Annotated in this window: 16 protein-coding genes and 1 tRNA gene; 12 read left to right on the forward strand and 5 right to left on the reverse strand. The window is 66.5% G+C overall.

Features of this window, described 5'->3' with window-relative positions; all coding sequences use genetic code 11:
• The first annotated feature begins 174 nt into the window (after nucleotides 1-174).
• The 3 genes from ACXYN8_RS10200 to ACXYN8_RS10210 all read left to right on the forward strand — a co-directional run bounded on the left by ACXYN8_RS10200 (nucleotide 175) and on the right by ACXYN8_RS10210 (nucleotide 4,112).
• Nucleotides 175-1,326, forward strand: coding sequence for a phosphoserine transaminase (locus tag ACXYN8_RS10200; RefSeq protein WP_458889331.1), 1,152 nt, complete (start codon nucleotides 175-177; stop codon nucleotides 1,324-1,326).
• A gap of 93 nt (nucleotides 1,327-1,419) precedes the next feature.
• Nucleotides 1,420-3,006 carry a phosphoglycerate dehydrogenase gene (gene serA / locus ACXYN8_RS10205; protein WP_458889332.1) on the forward strand — a complete coding sequence of 529 codons (1,587 nt, stop codon included), beginning with the start codon at nucleotides 1,420-1,422 and terminating at the stop codon, nucleotides 3,004-3,006.
• Complete coding sequence (locus ACXYN8_RS10210; protein WP_458889333.1) at nucleotides 3,006-4,112, forward strand: ATP phosphoribosyltransferase regulatory subunit; 1,107 nt, start codon at nucleotides 3,006-3,008, stop codon at nucleotides 4,110-4,112. Before serA ends, ACXYN8_RS10210 begins: the two co-directional genes overlap by 1 nt.
• Here the strand turns inward: ACXYN8_RS10210 and ACXYN8_RS10215 are convergent.
• From ACXYN8_RS10215 to ACXYN8_RS10225, 3 genes are read right to left on the reverse strand one after another with little or no spacing between them, the layout of a single operon-like run.
• The gene (locus tag ACXYN8_RS10215; protein WP_458889334.1) at nucleotides 4,109-4,708 is read right to left on the reverse strand and encodes a glutathione S-transferase; all 600 of its coding nucleotides are present in this window, start codon (nucleotides 4,706-4,708) and stop codon (nucleotides 4,109-4,111) included. The genes ACXYN8_RS10210 and ACXYN8_RS10215 overlap by 4 nt on opposite strands.
• Nucleotides 4,701-5,651 carry an oxygen-dependent tRNA uridine(34) hydroxylase TrhO gene (gene trhO / locus ACXYN8_RS10220; protein ID WP_458889335.1) on the reverse strand — a complete coding sequence of 317 codons (951 nt, stop codon included), beginning with the start codon at nucleotides 5,649-5,651 and terminating at the stop codon, nucleotides 4,701-4,703. Before trhO ends, ACXYN8_RS10215 begins: the two co-directional genes overlap by 8 nt.
• 43 nt (nucleotides 5,652-5,694) lie before the next feature.
• A complete protein-coding gene (locus tag ACXYN8_RS10225) occupies nucleotides 5,695-6,522 on the reverse strand; it encodes an aldo/keto reductase (RefSeq protein ID WP_458889336.1) in 828 nt (275 codons plus the stop codon).
• Between the two features lie 196 nt (nucleotides 6,523-6,718).
• Here ACXYN8_RS10225 and ACXYN8_RS10230 point away from each other — a divergent pair, with 196 nt between their 5' ends.
• From ACXYN8_RS10230 to ACXYN8_RS10245, 4 genes are all read left to right on the forward strand, one after another.
• A complete protein-coding gene (locus ACXYN8_RS10230) occupies nucleotides 6,719-8,008 on the forward strand; it encodes an adenylosuccinate synthase (protein ID WP_458889337.1) in 1,290 nt (429 codons plus the stop codon).
• A 22-nt stretch (nucleotides 8,009-8,030) separates the two neighbouring features.
• Nucleotides 8,031-8,528 (forward strand): L,D-transpeptidase family protein, encoded by a 498-nt coding sequence (locus tag ACXYN8_RS10235; RefSeq protein WP_458889338.1) that lies wholly within the window; start codon nucleotides 8,031-8,033, stop codon nucleotides 8,526-8,528.
• Between the two features lie 79 nt (nucleotides 8,529-8,607).
• Nucleotides 8,608-9,336, forward strand: a complete 729-nt coding sequence (locus ACXYN8_RS10240) for a MarR family transcriptional regulator (RefSeq protein ID WP_458889339.1) — start codon at nucleotides 8,608-8,610, stop codon at nucleotides 9,334-9,336.
• 45 nt (nucleotides 9,337-9,381) lie between these two features.
• On the forward strand, nucleotides 9,382-9,591 hold the full coding sequence (locus ACXYN8_RS10245) for a winged helix DNA-binding protein (protein ID WP_458889340.1): 210 nt from the start codon (nucleotides 9,382-9,384) through the stop codon (nucleotides 9,589-9,591).
• Between the two features lie 9 nt (nucleotides 9,592-9,600).
• On the opposite strand, the gene ACXYN8_RS10250 is transcribed toward ACXYN8_RS10245, so the two are convergent.
• Complete coding sequence (locus ACXYN8_RS10250) at nucleotides 9,601-10,578, reverse strand: asparaginase (RefSeq protein WP_458889341.1); 978 nt, start codon at nucleotides 10,576-10,578, stop codon at nucleotides 9,601-9,603.
• Between the two features lie 96 nt (nucleotides 10,579-10,674).
• On the opposite strand from ACXYN8_RS10250, the gene ACXYN8_RS10255 reads away from it, so the two are divergent.
• A tRNA-Val gene (locus ACXYN8_RS10255) sits at nucleotides 10,675-10,750 on the forward strand.
• A 55-nt stretch (nucleotides 10,751-10,805) separates the two neighbouring features.
• Here ACXYN8_RS10255 and ACXYN8_RS10260 read toward each other — a convergent pair.
• Nucleotides 10,806-11,393, reverse strand: a complete 588-nt coding sequence (locus tag ACXYN8_RS10260; RefSeq protein ID WP_458889342.1) for a TlpA family protein disulfide reductase — start codon at nucleotides 11,391-11,393, stop codon at nucleotides 10,806-10,808.
• 16 nt (nucleotides 11,394-11,409) lie between these two features.
• On the opposite strand from ACXYN8_RS10260, the gene argH reads away from it, so the two are divergent.
• From argH to ACXYN8_RS10280, 4 genes are read left to right on the forward strand one after another with little or no spacing between them, the layout of a single operon-like run.
• The gene (gene argH / locus ACXYN8_RS10265; RefSeq protein ID WP_458889599.1) at nucleotides 11,410-12,786 is read left to right on the forward strand and encodes an argininosuccinate lyase; all 1,377 of its coding nucleotides are present in this window, start codon (nucleotides 11,410-11,412) and stop codon (nucleotides 12,784-12,786) included.
• Nucleotides 12,786-13,025 (forward strand): hypothetical protein, encoded by a 240-nt coding sequence (locus ACXYN8_RS10270; protein WP_458889343.1) that lies wholly within the window; start codon nucleotides 12,786-12,788, stop codon nucleotides 13,023-13,025. The genes argH and ACXYN8_RS10270 overlap by 1 nt, the downstream gene beginning before the upstream one ends.
• 3 nt (nucleotides 13,026-13,028) lie before the next feature.
• Complete coding sequence (gene lysA / locus ACXYN8_RS10275; protein WP_458889344.1) at nucleotides 13,029-14,294, forward strand: diaminopimelate decarboxylase; 1,266 nt, start codon at nucleotides 13,029-13,031, stop codon at nucleotides 14,292-14,294.
• A 1-nt stretch (nucleotide 14,295) separates the two neighbouring features.
• Nucleotides 14,296-15,081, forward strand: coding sequence for a precorrin-2 dehydrogenase/sirohydrochlorin ferrochelatase family protein (locus ACXYN8_RS10280; RefSeq protein WP_458889345.1), 786 nt, complete (start codon nucleotides 14,296-14,298; stop codon nucleotides 15,079-15,081).
• The last annotated feature ends 36 nt before the right edge of the window (nucleotides 15,082-15,117 follow it).

Consider the following 15,117-nt stretch of genomic DNA (forward strand, 5'->3'; position numbering starts at 1 on the left):
GGCTTTGTGGCGCTGAACCCAGCCCTAATCGGCGCGCCGTTGGCAAAAGCGGTTCGGTTAACAAATCGGAACAAGCTGGCGCTTGCATGCTTGACTTGATGACTTCCACCATCCATCGCGGCTCCGGGCCACGCGGTCCCAACGCCGCGCGAGCTCTCTGCAAGGAGAGAATACATGACTGCTGAACCGACGCTCAAGCCAGAGCGCCCCTTCTTTTCGTCCGGTCCTACGGCCAAGCATCCTGGCTGGTCTGCCGACAAACTCAACACCATCGCACTGGGACGCTCGCATCGTTCCGCAACCGGCAAGGCGAGGCTGAAATACGCCATCGACCTGTCGAAGGAATTGCTCGGCGTGCCGGAGGATTACCTCGTCGGCATCATGCCCGCATCGGACACCGGCGCGCTGGAATGCGCGATGTGGACCATGCTCGGCGCCGCGCCCGCGACCGTCGCGGCCTGGGAAAGCTTCGGCAACGTCTGGATTCAGGACGCGGTCAAGCAGCTCAAGCTGAAGGACCTGACCGTCCTCGACGCCGATTACGGCGAGATCCCCGACCTCACTTCCATCCCGCAGGACAACGACGTGGTGTTCACCTGGAACGGCACGACCTCGGGCGCGCGGGTTCCGAACACGGACTGGCTCGCGGAAGGGCGCAGCGGCGTGACGATTAACGACGCCACCAGCGCCGTCTTCGCGCAGGAAATGGACTGGCCGAAGCTCGATGCCACGACCTACAGCTGGCAGAAGGTGATGGGTTCCGAAGCGCAGCACGGGATGCTGGTGCTGAGCCCCAAGGCGGTCGAGCGGATCGAAAGCTACGATCCGGCCTGGCCTCTGCCAAAGCTGTTCCGCATCAAGAAGGGCGACAAGCTCAATACCTCGATCTTCGAAGGTGCGACGATCAACACGCCGAGCATGCTGGCGAACGAGGATTATATCCTTGCGCTGGAATGGGCGAAGGCGATCGGCGGTCGCAAGGCGCTGTTCGAACGGGCCGATGCCAACGCGAAGATCGTCACCGACTGGATCGAATCGACGCCGTGGCTGCGGAACATGGTCCCCGACCCGGCGCAGCGCACCAACACCAGCGTCTGCTTCGTTTTCCAGGGCGACTATTACGATAGCCTCCCGCCCGAAGAGCAGGCCAACGTGCCCAAGCGCATCGCCAAGATGCTGGAGGATCGCGACGTCGGTTACGACTTCAACGGGTATCGCGACGCTCCGCCCAGCCTGCGTATCTGGTGCGGCGGCACCGTCGAACAGGAGGACCTGAAGCGCCTCCTGCCGTGGATCGAGTGGGCCTACGCGCGCCTGCAGGCCTGATGTGCGTCCCCGCGCGAGCGGGGACCTCTCGCTATTGTTTCCATTCCGAATGAGCCTCCGCCTTCGCCGGGGGATCACGCAAGGAATTTACCCATGACGAAACCCAGAGTTCTGATTTCCGACAAGATGGATCCCAACGCCGCGCGCATTTTCGAAGAGCGCGGCTGCGACGTGGACGTGATCACCGGCGAAACGCCGGAAGAACTGACCGCGCGCCTCGGCGATTACGACGGCCTCGCCATCCGTTCCTCGACCAAGGTCACTGCGGCCATGCTGGACGCGGCGACCAATCTGAAGGTCATCGGCCGCGCCGGCATCGGGGTCGACAACGTCGATATTCCCTACGCCAGCGGCAAGGGCGTGGTGGTGATGAACACGCCGTTCGGTAACTCGATCACCACTGCTGAGCACGCGATTGCGATGATGATGGCGCTCGCCCGCCAGATTCCCGAAGCCAATGCGCGCACCCAGGCCGGCGAATGGCCCAAGAGCGCGTTCATGGGCGTGGAAGTTACCGGCAAGACGCTGGGCCTGATCGGCGCGGGCAATATCGGTTCGATCGTCGCCAGCCGCGCGCTGGGCCTGCGGATGAAGGTCGTCGCGTACGATCCCTTCCTGAACGAAGACCGCGCGGTCGAAATGGGCGTCGAAAAGGTCGATCTGGAAACGCTGCTGGCACGGGCGGATTTTGTTTCTCTGCACACGCCGCTGACCGACCAGACCCGCAACATCCTCAGCCGCGAACGACTGGAGAAGGCGAAGCCGGGCATTCGCATCGTCAACTGCGCGCGCGGCGGGCTGATCGACGAGGCGGCGCTGAAGGACATGCTCGAAAGCGGGCAGGTCGCAGGCGCGGCGCTGGACGTGTTCGAGACCGAGCCGCCGGCGAAGGACCACCCGCTGTTCGGCGCACCCAACTTCATCTGCACCCCGCACCTGGGGGCCTCGACCACCGAAGCGCAGGTCAACGTGGCGCTGCAGGTGGCCGAGCAGATGGCCGACTACCTCGTCAACGGCGGCGTCACCAATGCCCTTAACATGCCCTCGCTGAGCGCCGAGGAAGCGCCCAAGCTGCGGCCCTACATGGCCCTGGCAGAGCGGCTCGGCTCTCTGGTCAGCCAGCTGGCGCACGGCAATCTGACGCAGATCAGCATCGAACGCGAAGGTGCCGCGGCGCAGCTTCAGGGCAAGCCGATCACGGCGGCCGTGCTGGCGGGCTTCATGCGGCGCTATTCGGACGCGGTGAACATGGTCAACGCGCCCTACATGGCGAAGGAACGCGGCCTCGACGTGCGCGAAGTGCGGCACGACCGCGATGGCGCCTACAACACCTTGCTGCGCGTCACCGTGGCGACCAGCCAGGGCGACCGGTCCGTCGCGGGCACGATCTTCGGCAGCGAATCGCCGCGCCTCGTCGAGATCTTCGGCATCGGCATCGAAGCCGATCTGAAGGGCGACATGCTCTACATCGTCAACGAAGACGCGCCGGGCTTCATCGGCCGTATTGGGACGCTGCTGGGCGAAAGCGGCATCAACATCGGGACCTTCCACCTCGGCCGCCGCGACACGGGCGGGGAAGCGGTGCTGCTGCTGAGCGTCGATCAGCCGATCCCGCAGGACGTCGTCGACAAGGCCTGCAAGCTGGAAGGCGTGAAGGTCGTGAAGGCGCTCGCTTTCTGATGGAACGCGCGAGCGGAGACCTGCTGCCCGAAGGGCTGGAGGACCGCCTGCCGGGCGAGGCCGCGCGCTTCGTCCGGCTGATGCGCGCCATCCTGTCGGTGATGGATTCGCACGGTTACGACCGTGTGGATCCGCCGCTGATCGAGTTTGAGCGATCCTTCGCCGGGCGCATGGACGGGGTCGAGACGCGGCAGATGTTCCGCTTCGTCGATCCGGCCAGCTATCGCACGCTCGCGCTGCGCAGCGACATCACCCCGCAGGTCGGCCGCATCGCCGCGACCAGCCTTGCCGGCGCAGCGCGGCCCCTCCGGCTGTGCTATGCCGGGCCTGTCGTGACCATGCGCGGGGACGGGCTCGACCCGGCGCGCGAACGCTCGCAACTGGGGGCGGAGCTGATCGGCAACGACAGCGTCGCCGCAGCGGCGGAGATCGTCGCGCTGGCGGTCGAGTCGCTGGAAGCCGCGGGCGCGCGCGGCATCTCGGTCGATTTCACCATGCCCGATCTCGTCGACACGCTGGCACGCGATGCGCTGCCGCTGGACGAGGGGCAGATCGCGGGCGTGCGGCGCGAACTGGACGCGAAGGATGCGGGCGGCCTGAAAGACGCGGGCGGCGAGGCCTATCTGCCGCTGCTCTACGCGACCGGCCCGTTCGAAGATGCTATCGCGTGCCTTTCCAGCCTCGATGCAGGCGGCGCGCTGGCGAGCCGGATCGAGGGCTTCCGCGCCATTGCCGCAGCCGTTGGCGACCGCGCGCGCGTAACGCTCGACCCGACGGAGCGGCACGGTTTCGAATACCAGACATGGTTCGGCTTCACCATCTACGCCGATGGCGTGCGCGGTGCGATGGGCCGGGGCGGCACCTATCGCATCGCCGGGCGCGACGAGGCAGCGACCGGCTTCTCGCTCTATCCAGAACCGCTGGCCGAGATCGTCGAGCCGGGCGAAGAGCGCTTGCTGTTCCTCCCGCTCGGACATGATGCCGCGCGGGCGGGCGCCTTGCGCGCAGAGGGCTGGCGCACCCGCGCAGCCTTGTCGCAGGGCGATACGGCGGAGACGCTGGGTTGCAGCCATACGCTCAGCGATGGCGAGGCGGTCGCGCTCTAAGCCTGCCAGACGGGGTGTTTCGCCATTACCGCGGCGAAAAGCGGCGAGCTTTTCCAACGTTCCAACCAGGCCTGAAGAAACGGCAGAGGCTGCGCGTCGAACCATGCGCGGTCGGTGTGCGCGAACTGGCGGACGAAGGGCATGATCGCGGCGTCGGTCATGCCGCGCTGTTCCCCACACAGGTTCGCGCTCGCTTCCAGCCGAGTCTCGTATCCGCGCAGGATTCCGAGCGCGGCATCGCGATGTTCGGCGGGGTCGCTGTCATGTCGGCTGGCGTATTTGTAGCGGTCGAGGTGGTGCTTGAACGCGCCGTCATTGCTCGCGATTAGCCCTGTATCCTCGCGCGCGAGCCAGCCTTTGGGATCGTTGCGGCCCAAGGCCCAGCGCATGATGTCGATACTCTCATCCAGCACCGCGCTGTCGCCCAGCACCAGCACCGGCACCGTTCCCTTGGGCGAGGCTTCCAGCATGGCGGCAGGCTTTTCGCGCAGCAGCACCTCGCGATGCTCTGGTTGGATTCCGGCGATGTGCAGCGCCATTCGCGCGCGCATGGCATAGGGGCAGCGGCGGAAGCTGTAGAGCACCGGCTCAGCCATCCTCGCGCGGTTCCTCCCTGCGCCCGACGTGGTCCTGTCCGCGCGCCTCGGCCAACTGCACCTGCCGCTCACGCTCCGCATACCGGGCTCGCTGGTCGTCGCTGCGTTCGGTGATGCAATAGCCGCAAGAAACGCCATCGACGAATTCTGGTGCTGCGCGGTCTTCCGCCGAGAGCGGGCGGCGGCATGCGCGGCACAGGCTGTGCGAGCCTTGCGCGAGGCCGTGGCCGACGCTCACCCGTTCGTCGAAGACGAAGCATTCGCCCTGCCAGCGGCTGTCGTTTTCAGGCACCTGTTCCAGATAGGAGAGGATCCCGCCCTTGAGGTGATAGACCTCCTCCACGCCTTCGGCCTTGAGGAACGCGGTCGATTTTTCGCAGCGGATGCCGCCGGTGCAGAACATGGCAATCTTCGGCTTGTTCGCGCCTTGCGTCAGCGCGGCGCGATGTTCGCGGAACCACGCCGGAAAGTCGCGGAAGCTCGGCGTCTGCGGGTCGATCGCGCCCGCGAAGGTCCCGATGCCGACCTCGTAATCATTGCGGGTGTCGATGACGATGGTGTCCGGATCGTCGATCAGCGCGTTCCAGTCCTGCGGATCGACGTACGTGCCGGTGCCTTCCAGCGGGTCAATGTCCGGCTGCCCCATGGTCACGATCTCGCGCTTCACGCGCACCTTCATGCGGTGGAAGGGCATTGCCGCGGCGCGCGAGTATTTGAGTTCGGGCGCGGCGCAGCCGGGCAGGGTGCGGATATGCGCCACGACCGCTGCAATCGCTTCGTCCGACCCGGCAATGGTGCCGTTGACGCCTTCGCGCGCCAGCAAAAGCGTGCCGCGCACGCCCTGCCTTTCGCACAATGCCAGCAGCGCCGGTTTCAGCGCCGCCGGATCATCGAACCGCGCAAAATTGTACAAGGCGGCAACGCAGATGGAAGAGTCGCTCATCGCCGCCGCGCCTAGCAGCGCGGACGGCGGAGTGCATCCCTTGTCAGTCGTTGAACTTGCCCGGTTCCGGGCCCATGCGACCGTCATCGCTGTCGAGCGCGTCGATCTTTGCCATCTGGTCCTGCGTCAGTTCGAAATCGAGTGCGGAGAAGTTCGCACGGATATGGTCGGGGTTGGTGGACTTGGGGATCGGGCACAGGCCATGCTGAATGTGCCAGCGCAGGATCACCGCGCTTGCTGCCCGACCGGTCTCGTCGGCAATGGCCTTGACCGCGTCGCTGTCCATTCCGCCGCCCTGGCCGAGCGGGGACCAGCTTTGCGTCACGATGCCCATTTCCTCGTGCACGGCGCGCAGTTCGCGCTGCTGGAAGCTGGGGTGCAGTTCCACCTGGTTGAGCGCCGGGACCACGCCGGTTTCATCCGCCACGCGCTTCAGATCGTCGGGGCGGAAGTTGGACACGCCGATCGACTTCGCCTTGCCCTGGTCGCGCAGTTCGATCAGCGCCTTGAACGTTTCCACGAACAGGCCGCGCTCGGGCTGCGGCCAGTGGATCAGTAGCATGTCGACATGGTCGCGGCCAAGCCGGGCAAGGCTCTTCTCGGCGGCTTTCAGAGTGCGGTCGTATCCCTGACTCTCGTTCCAGATCTTGGTCTGGAGGAAAATGTCGGACCATTCGCCGATGCCTTTGCCGACGCCTTCCTCGTTCTTGTAGATGGCGGCGGTGTCGACCAGCCAGTATCCGGTTTCGAGCGCGGTCTGGACGGCCTGGGGCGCATCGTCGACCTCGATTTGCCAGGTGCCGAAGCCCAGCTGGGGTATGCGGCGGCCATCGTTGAGTTCGAGGGTAGGTTGGTCGTTACGGTCAGTCATGAAGTCTCCTTTTCCCATACAATGGCGCAGCGGCGCGGATGTTTCCCGAAGAGCCGCGCTTGACGCGAAGCCATCCCCTGCCTAACCCGCGCACCGCATTCGGAGGCGCCCTTCCGGCGTCCCTTCATAACGTCCCCTGGTCGAGTCCTGTCGAAGGACCTTGCGGATATTCCCTGGCAGGGGAAAAGGCATATCCATGGCTAACGTCACCGTGATCGGCGCCCAATGGGGCGATGAAGGCAAGGGCAAGATCGTCGACTGGCTGGCCAGCCGCGCCGACGCAGTGGTCCGCTTCCAGGGCGGGCACAATGCCGGCCACACGCTGGTGGTGGGCGACACCACCTACAAGCTCAGCCTGCTGCCGAGCGGTATCGTGACCGGCACGCTTTCCATCATCGGCAACGGCGTGGTGCTGGACCCTTGGGCGCTGAAGGCAGAGATCGAGAAGCTGGAGGGGCAGGGCGTCTCCATCACGACCGAGAACTTCGCCATTGCCGACAATTGCCCGCTGATCCTGCCGATCCACCGCGACCTCGACGGCCTGCGTGAAACCGCGGCGGGCAGCGGCAAGATCGGCACGACCGGTCGCGGCATCGGCCCGGCTTACGAAGACAAGGTCGGCCGCCGCGCGATTCGCGTGTGCGACCTCGCGCATCTCGACGCGCTGGAGCCGCAGCTCGATCGCCTGTGCGCGCATCACGACGCGCTGCGCGCAGGTTTCGACCAGCCGCCAGTGGACCGCGAGGCTCTGCTCACCGAACTGCGCGAGATCGCGCCGTTCGTGCTGCAATTCGCGCAGCCGGTGTGGAAGCGGCTGAAGAAGGTCCGCAAGGCCGGCGCGAAGATCCTGTTCGAAGGCGCGCAGGGCGTGCTGCTGGATGTCGACCACGGCACCTATCCCTTCGTCACCAGCTCCAACACCGTCAGCGGCACGGCGGCGAGTGGCAGCGGGCTTGGACCTAACGCGACCGGCTTCGTGCTCGGCATCGTCAAGGCTTACACCACCCGCGTCGGCAGCGGTCCGTTCCCGACGGAACTGAACGACGCCATTGGCGAAGGGCTGGGCGAACGCGGCCATGAATTCGGCACCGTCACCGGGCGGCAGCGCCGGGTCGGCTGGTTCGATGCCGTGATCGTTCGCCAGAGTTGCTCGATCAGCGGCGTGACCGGCGTGGCCCTGACCAAGATCGACGTGCTCGACGGCATGGACGAGGTGAAGATCTGCACCGGATATCGCCTGAATGGCAAGATCCTCGACTACTTCCCCAGCCACGCGGCGGATCAGGCCAACGTGGAACCGATCTACGAAACCATGGAAGGCTGGAAGGGCTCGACCGCGGGCGCGCGATCCTATGCCGATCTGCCCGCGCAGGCGATCAAGTACATCCAGCGCGTCCAAGAGCTGATCGAGACGCCGGTGGCGCTGGTTTCGACCAGCCCGGAACGCGACGACACGATTCTCGTGCGCGACCCCTTCATGGATTGATGGCCGGTGCTAGGGTCGGGCGATGCGTCGCCTCGCTCTCTCGCTCGTCCTGTTGCTGGTAACGGCCTGCGCCGCACCGCAGGTCGTACAGCCACACGGGCAGCAAGCGGATTTCGTGCTGGTCGACAAGTCGGACCGGGTGCTGGAGCTTTATCGCGATGGCCGGTTGCTGAAACGCTACACCGGCATTGCGCTGGGTGACGCGCCGGCGGGGCACAAACGCTTCGAAGGGGACGAGCGGACGCCGGAAGGGCGGTACACGATCGACACGCGCAATTCCGCCAGCGCCTATCACCTGAGCCTGCGGATCGATTATCCCAATGCCGTGGACCGCGAATACGCGGCGGCGCGGGGGCGATTGCCGGGCGGCGACATCTTCATTCACGGCCAGCCGAACGGCTCGCCCATCGCCCGGCTGCCCGGCGACTGGACCGATGGTTGCATCGCCGTCTCCAACGCAGAGATCGCGGAATTGTGGGGCACCATTAACGACGGGACGCCGATAGAGATCCGGCCCTGACGACAGTACCTAGGTAGACTTACTTGCTTTAGTCACCTTATGTTCTTATCCTGTTCACATCTGAGCAGGAGTGATTCTGATGCCGCAAGCCGATTTTGCCTACGCCCCCGCACCAGCGACGGCGGCGCTGACCCTGGCGGTGTCGATCTTCGGCAATGATCCGGCGGTGATCGGCCAGTGGCGCGATGATGTTGCTGCGGCCGGCTTCGCCATTCGCGCGAGCGGGTCGGTGGAAGACCTGCTGGACGGGGACGTGCGCGCGCTGGGCGAAGTGATCCTTGTCGAATGTGCGGAAATGTCGTCTGCCGCCTGTGCGGCCCTCGCGCGGCTGGACATGCGTGCGGCGCGTTCGGGGGCGCAGGTGGTCATCGCCACCACGCCCGCCGCGCTGGACGAGGTGTTCGCCTGCCTCGACCAGTGCAATCCGCAGATCCTCGTTAATCCCACTAGGGCGGACCGCGTAATTGCGCTTGGCCGCGTCCTCGCGTCTGTACCCAACATGCGGCTGCGCGAAATGCCAGAAGACGATCGCCTGATGCTGCTCCGCCTGACGGAGCAGGTCGGCCGCATTGCCGAACGGCTGGAACGGCTCGGCGGCAATACCGCCGCCGACGAAGGCGGTCGCGGCAACGTGTTCCGGTTCGAATCGCCGGGGCAGGACTTTGCCGGTGAAGGGCCGCAGGGCGGCGACCGGTTGCGTTCCGCCCGCGTGTCGTCTCCCGATCCGCGGCTGGTCCGCAGCGTCATTCGCCAGCGGCAGATGCGGGCGGAGTTCTTCGACGCGGAACTGTTTGCCGATCCGGCCTAGGACATATTGCTCGACCTCACCGCAGCCCGGGCCGAGCATACGCGCGTGTCCGTCACGAGCCTGTGCATCGCCAGCGGCGTGCCGCCCACCACCGCGCTGCGCTGGATTTCACAAATGACCGAAGCCGGCCTGCTCGAACGCGTGGCCGACGATGCCGACAAGCGCCGCGTCTTCATCGCGCTGACGGACCGCACGGCCGATGCCATGGCGCGCTATTTCGCCGCCTTGCAGGGCAAGAAGGTCGCGGTCGTCTAGCGACGCGGTTCAGCGACGGTCGAATTCGCGCTGGATTGCGCTGGCTTCCGTCACGCCATCGGCGATCAGCAATTGCAGCAGGATGCGCGCCTTGGCCGGGCCGAGGGCGCGGGCAGCGACGAAGCCATTGGCGTCGTCCTCCCGCTCGCGGTCGACCAGGCCTTCGTCGGTGCGGCTCGCGCGGACGACCGGAACGCCCGCCCTGGCAGCGGCGGCCAGTTCCAGCCGCACGGCGTCGGGCATGTTGCCGTCTCCGAAACCGGCAACCACTATCCCCTTCGCGCCGCCTTCGACCGCCTGCGTCACCGGCTTCGCGCTCATTCCCGCGACGGCGAGGATCACGGCGACCTCGGGGAACCGGGCGGGGAAGGGGTAGCGCGCCTTTTCCTTCACGCGCCACGGCGCGCCGAACCATTCGAGCGACTGCGGCGCCACCGCGGCAATGGCCGTTCGCGGGTATCCGGCGAAGGCGTCCGTTCCCGTCGTGCGGGCCTTGCGCGCATCGCGGGCCGACAGCACGCGGTCGCTCATCACCAGCAATACGCCGCGCCCCGCGCTGTCCGCGTCGCCCGCCACCCGCACCGCATTGGCGAAATTGCGCAGGCCATCGCTGCCGACGGCATCGGCTGCCCGCATGGCGCCCACCACCACCACCGGCTTTGCGGTCGGCAGCGTGAGGTCGAGCAGGAAGGCGGTCTCCTCCGCCGTGTCGGTGCCGTGCGTGATGACCAGACCTGCACACTCCGGATCGGCCACTGCCGCAAGGCAGCGTTCGTGCAGCAGCCTCCAGATGTCGGGTCCGATATTTTCCGACCCGATATTGGCGATCTGCTCGCCTTCCAACACCGCCTCGACGCCGAGATCCGCCGCCTGCCCGATGAAAGCGCGAATCGAAATCTGGCCGGGGCGATAGTCACGCTCCAGCGGAGAACCGGACTTGCCGGCGATCGTGCCACCGGTCGCGAGGATGCGGATCGTTCCTGTCATGGCGCCCGCGCTTAGCGTGCGGGAAACTCTCGCGCCAATGGCAATTGATTTTGCACCATTGGCCGCTAGAAGCGCTGGCAGCCGGACATGGCGTTCGGGCGCTTAGCTCAGTTGGTAGAGCATCTCGTTTACACCGAGAGGGTCGGCGGTTCGAGCCCGTCAGCGCCCACCAGTTTTTCGCGATCGGCCGGAAAACATTCAGGCGAGGCGCAGGCCACGCCCCGTTCCTACAGCGCCTCTTCGACCAGCGCGCGCGCTTCCTCGCCGTTCCACTCGTATCCGCCGACCACGCGCAGCACTTCCTTGCCTTGCGCATCGTAGAGCACGGTTGTCGGCAGCACCGCGCCTGCGCCGAAGTGGAAGCCGAGGTCGTTCTGCGGATCGAGCCATGGCTCGATGTTCTTGTAGCCGCCCTTTGCGAAGAACGGCTCGACCAGTTCCGCGCCCTTCATGTCCTGACTGACCGTGAGGACGCGCAGCTCTCCGTCGTAATCCGCTGCGAGTTCATCCAGCATCGGCATCTCGACCACGCAGGGCGCGCACCAGGTGGCCCACAGGTTCAGCAGTACCGGCGTCCCATTCAGCGAGGCTAGCGACAGGCTTTTGCCCGCCGGGGTCTGGAAGGTGAAGTCCGGCAGGTCCGACCCGGCGAAGCTGCGATCCACCTCTCCGGCCAGTTCGCTGCCGCCGGCGTCACTCTGCTTGGATGCAGCGGAGTTTTCCTGTTGTTGCGCGGTTTCGGGCGTTTCCCTATCGCAGGCGGCAAGACAAAGGGCGACGGCGCAAGTGAGCGACAGCGAGACGAAACGGGGCACGGCAGGCTCCAACCAGATGTGGGGCGGACGGTTCGCTGCCGGCCCTAGCGCGATCATGCGCGAAATCAATGCATCGATCCCGTTCGACAAGGCTCTCTGGCGGCAGGACATCGCGGCAAGCAAGGCGCACGTCGCCATGCTGGGCGCGCAGGGCATCGTTTCGGATGCGGACGCCCGCGCCATCGCAGACGGGCTGGACCGTGTCGCAGCCGAATACGAAGCCGATGGCGTGCCGGAAGACTGGGACCTCGAAGACATCCACATGACGGCGGAATCGCGGCTGACCGAATTGATCGGTCCGGTGGCCGGGCGCCTCCACACCGCGCGCAGTCGCAACGATCAGGTGGCGACCGACTTCCGCCTGTGGGTGCGCGATGCGATCGACCAGCTCGATGCCGGGCTGGCGGATTTGCAGGGGGCGCTCGCCGCAAGGGCGCAAGAGCATGCCGCGTCGATCATGCCGGGCTTCACCCACCTCCAGACCGCGCAGCCGGTAACGCTGGGCCATCACCTGCTCGCCTATTTCGAAATGCTGCGGCGGGACCGTTCGCGCCTCGCCGACGCCCGCGTGAGGCTGAACGAAAGCCCCCTCGGCAGCGCGGCGCTGGCGGGCACGGGCTTTCCGATCGACCGCGATGCGACGGCCAGGGCGCTGGGGTTCGACCGCCCCACGGCCAACAGCCTCGATGCCGTGTCCGACCGTGACTTCGCGCTCGAATACCTTTTCGCCGCCAGCCAGATCGCGTTGCATCTGTCGCGGCTGGCGGAGGAGTTCATCATCTGGGCGAGCCAGCCCTTCGGCTTCGTGCGCCTGCCGGACACGCTTTCGACCGGCAGCTCGATCATGCCACAGAAAAAGAACCCCGACGCAGCCGAGCTGGTGCGCGGCCATGCGGGGCGGGTGATCGGCTGCGCGACATCGCTGGCAATCACGATGAAGGGCCTGCCGCTCGCCTATTCCAAGGATATGCAGGACGACAAGCCGCCCGTGTTCGAAGCGCATGGTCTCATCGCGCTCTCGGTCGCGGCGATGACCGGCATGGTCGCGGACAGTTCCTTCCAAACCGCGCGGATGCGGCAGGCGGCGGAGCTTGGCTATGCCACGGCGACCGACCTTGCCGACTGGCTGGTGCGCGAAGGCGACATTCCGTTTCGCGAGGCGCATCACATCACCGGTGCGGCAGTGAAACTGGCCGAGAGCGAGGGCGTTGCTCTGTCCGACCTGACGCTGGAGCAATTGCAGCGCATCGACGCGCGGATCGACGCGCGGGTCTTCGATGCGCTGTCAGTCGATGCATCGGTCGCCAGCCGGGCGAGCTACGGTGGCACCGCGCCGGACCAGGTGCGCGCACAGGTCGCGCGCGCCCAAGATTATCTGAAGGAGACGCGCTGATGCGCCTGTGTCTTGCGCTGGGAACGGCGATATTGCTGACCGCTTGCGGATCGAAGCAGGAGCTGGAACCCAAGGCGGGCGAGAGCCTGCCGGTCGCGCCCTATGGCGTCGATGCGAGACCGACTGCGGAGCAGCTTCTGGAGCCGCCGACGCTGGCGGTGCCCGAACGCAGCATCGAACTGCGCCGCCGCAGCGAGGAGCGCGAGGAAGATCCGTTCGACCTCCCGCCGGAAGAATAGGCGATGGATCATTTCCAGCTTCGTGACGGCGAGCTTTACGCCGAGGATGTGGCGCTCGCGCGCATTGCTGAGGAGGTCGGCACGCCGGTCTACGTCTATTCGCGCGCCACGCTGGAACGGCACGCGCGGGTATTCCGGGAGGCGTTGGCAGGTCTCGACGACCCGTTGATCGCCTTTGCGGTCAAGTCCAACCCCAATATCGCCGTGCTCAAGGTGCTGGCGCGCGCAGGGTTCGGCGCGGACGTGGTCAGCGGCGGCGAGCTGGTCCGCGCCCTCGCAGCGGGGATGCCGGCGGAAAAGATCGTCTTCTCCGGCGTGGGCAAGACCCGCGCGGAGCTGCAGCTTGGCCTCGACAGGAACATCGGCCAGTTCAACATCGAATCGCGCGAAGAAGGGCGCGAACTGGCGGAGCTTGCCGCGGCGCGCGGCATCGAAGCGCCCGCCGTGCTGCGCGTCAATCCGGATGTCGATGCGAAAACGCACGCCAAGATTTCGACCGGAAAGGCGGAAAACAAGTTCGGCGTGCCGATCATGCGCGCGTCCGAGACTTATGCCGAACTGGCAGATCAGCCGGGCCTCGACCTGCGCGGCATCGCCATCCACATCGGCAGCCAGTTGCTCGACCTCGAACCACTGGAGACCGCGTTCGCCAAGGTCGGCGCGTTGATCGCGGACCTGCGCGCGGCGGGGCACACGATCACGCATGTCGATCTGGGTGGCGGGCTGGGCGTGCCCTATCGTGCCGGCGACAATCCGCCTTCTCCCGCCGAGTATGGGGCAATGGTCGCGCGGGCGACGGCGGGCTGGAACGTGCGCCTGACGTTCGAGCCGGGTCGCGTCATCGCAGGCAATGCCGGCGTCTTGCTGACCCGCGTGGTCCGGGTGAAGCGCGGCGGCAACGGGCCGCCCTTCGTTATCGTCGACGCGGCCATGAACGACCTCGCGCGGCCCGCACTTTACGGCGCATGGCACGATTTCGACGCCGTCCGCCCCACGGGGGAGCGGATGACCGCCAACATCGTTGGCCCGATCTGCGAAACCGGCGACACCTTCGCCACCGACCGCGAGTGCGATGCGCTGGTTGCAGGCGACCTGGCCGTGTTCCGCACCGCCGGGGCATACGGCGCGACCATGGCGAGTTCCTACAACAGCCGCGGCTTCGTGGCCGAGGCGATGGTCGATGGCGACAGGCTGGCGGTGGTCGCAGACCGTATCGACGCCGCCGCGATCATGGATGCGGAACGCGTGCCCGACTGGCTGGCGGACTGAAATGCATAGCCTGCCGCTGTTCCACCGCCTGAACGGCCAGCCGGTGCTGGTGCTGGGGCAGGGGGACGCGGCGGAGGCCAAGCGCCAGCTGCTGCGCCGTGCGGGTGCGGACATTCTCGATGAAATGCAGGACGCGATCGACCGCGGCGCGCGGCTCGCCTTCGTCGCGCATGACGATGCCGCCATGGCGGAAGGCGACGCGATCCGACTGCGCTGCGCCGGACTGCTGGTGAACGTGGTGGACCGGCCCGAACTGTGCGATTTCACCACGCCCAGCATTCTCGACCGCGATCCCGTGCTGGTCGCGGTGGCAACGGGCGGCGCCTCCGCCGGGCTGGCCAAGCATTTGCGGCTGCGGCTGGAGCGGCTGCTGCCATCCTCGCTCGGCGAACTGGCGGAGCGGCTGTTCGCCGGTCGCGCCGCCCTGCGCGCGCGCTTCCCCGATGGCGCGGAGCGGCGCCGCGCGCTCGACGCAGCGCTGTGCGAGGGCGGGGCGCTCGATCCCTTTGACGAAGGCAGCGCTTCGCAGTTCGACGCGTGGCTGCACGCAGCCGCCATGCCGGAGCCCCAACGTCGCCGCATCGCGCTCGTCAGCACCGACCCGGACGATCTCACCCTGCGTCAGGCGCGCTGGCTCGGCATGGCCGACGTGGTGATCCACGATGCCGACGTGCCCGAAACCGTCCTCTCCCGTGCGCGGGCTGATGCGATCCGCATGGCTCGCGGCGCGACAGGCACGGAAGATGTTGCGGGCGTCATCGTCGAGCTGATTTCTCCGACCCGTTGAGTTGTCAGCCTGTCAGTGCGGGCATCCTTAATAGTA

Source organism: Altererythrobacter sp. CAU 1778 (assembly GCF_054482795.1).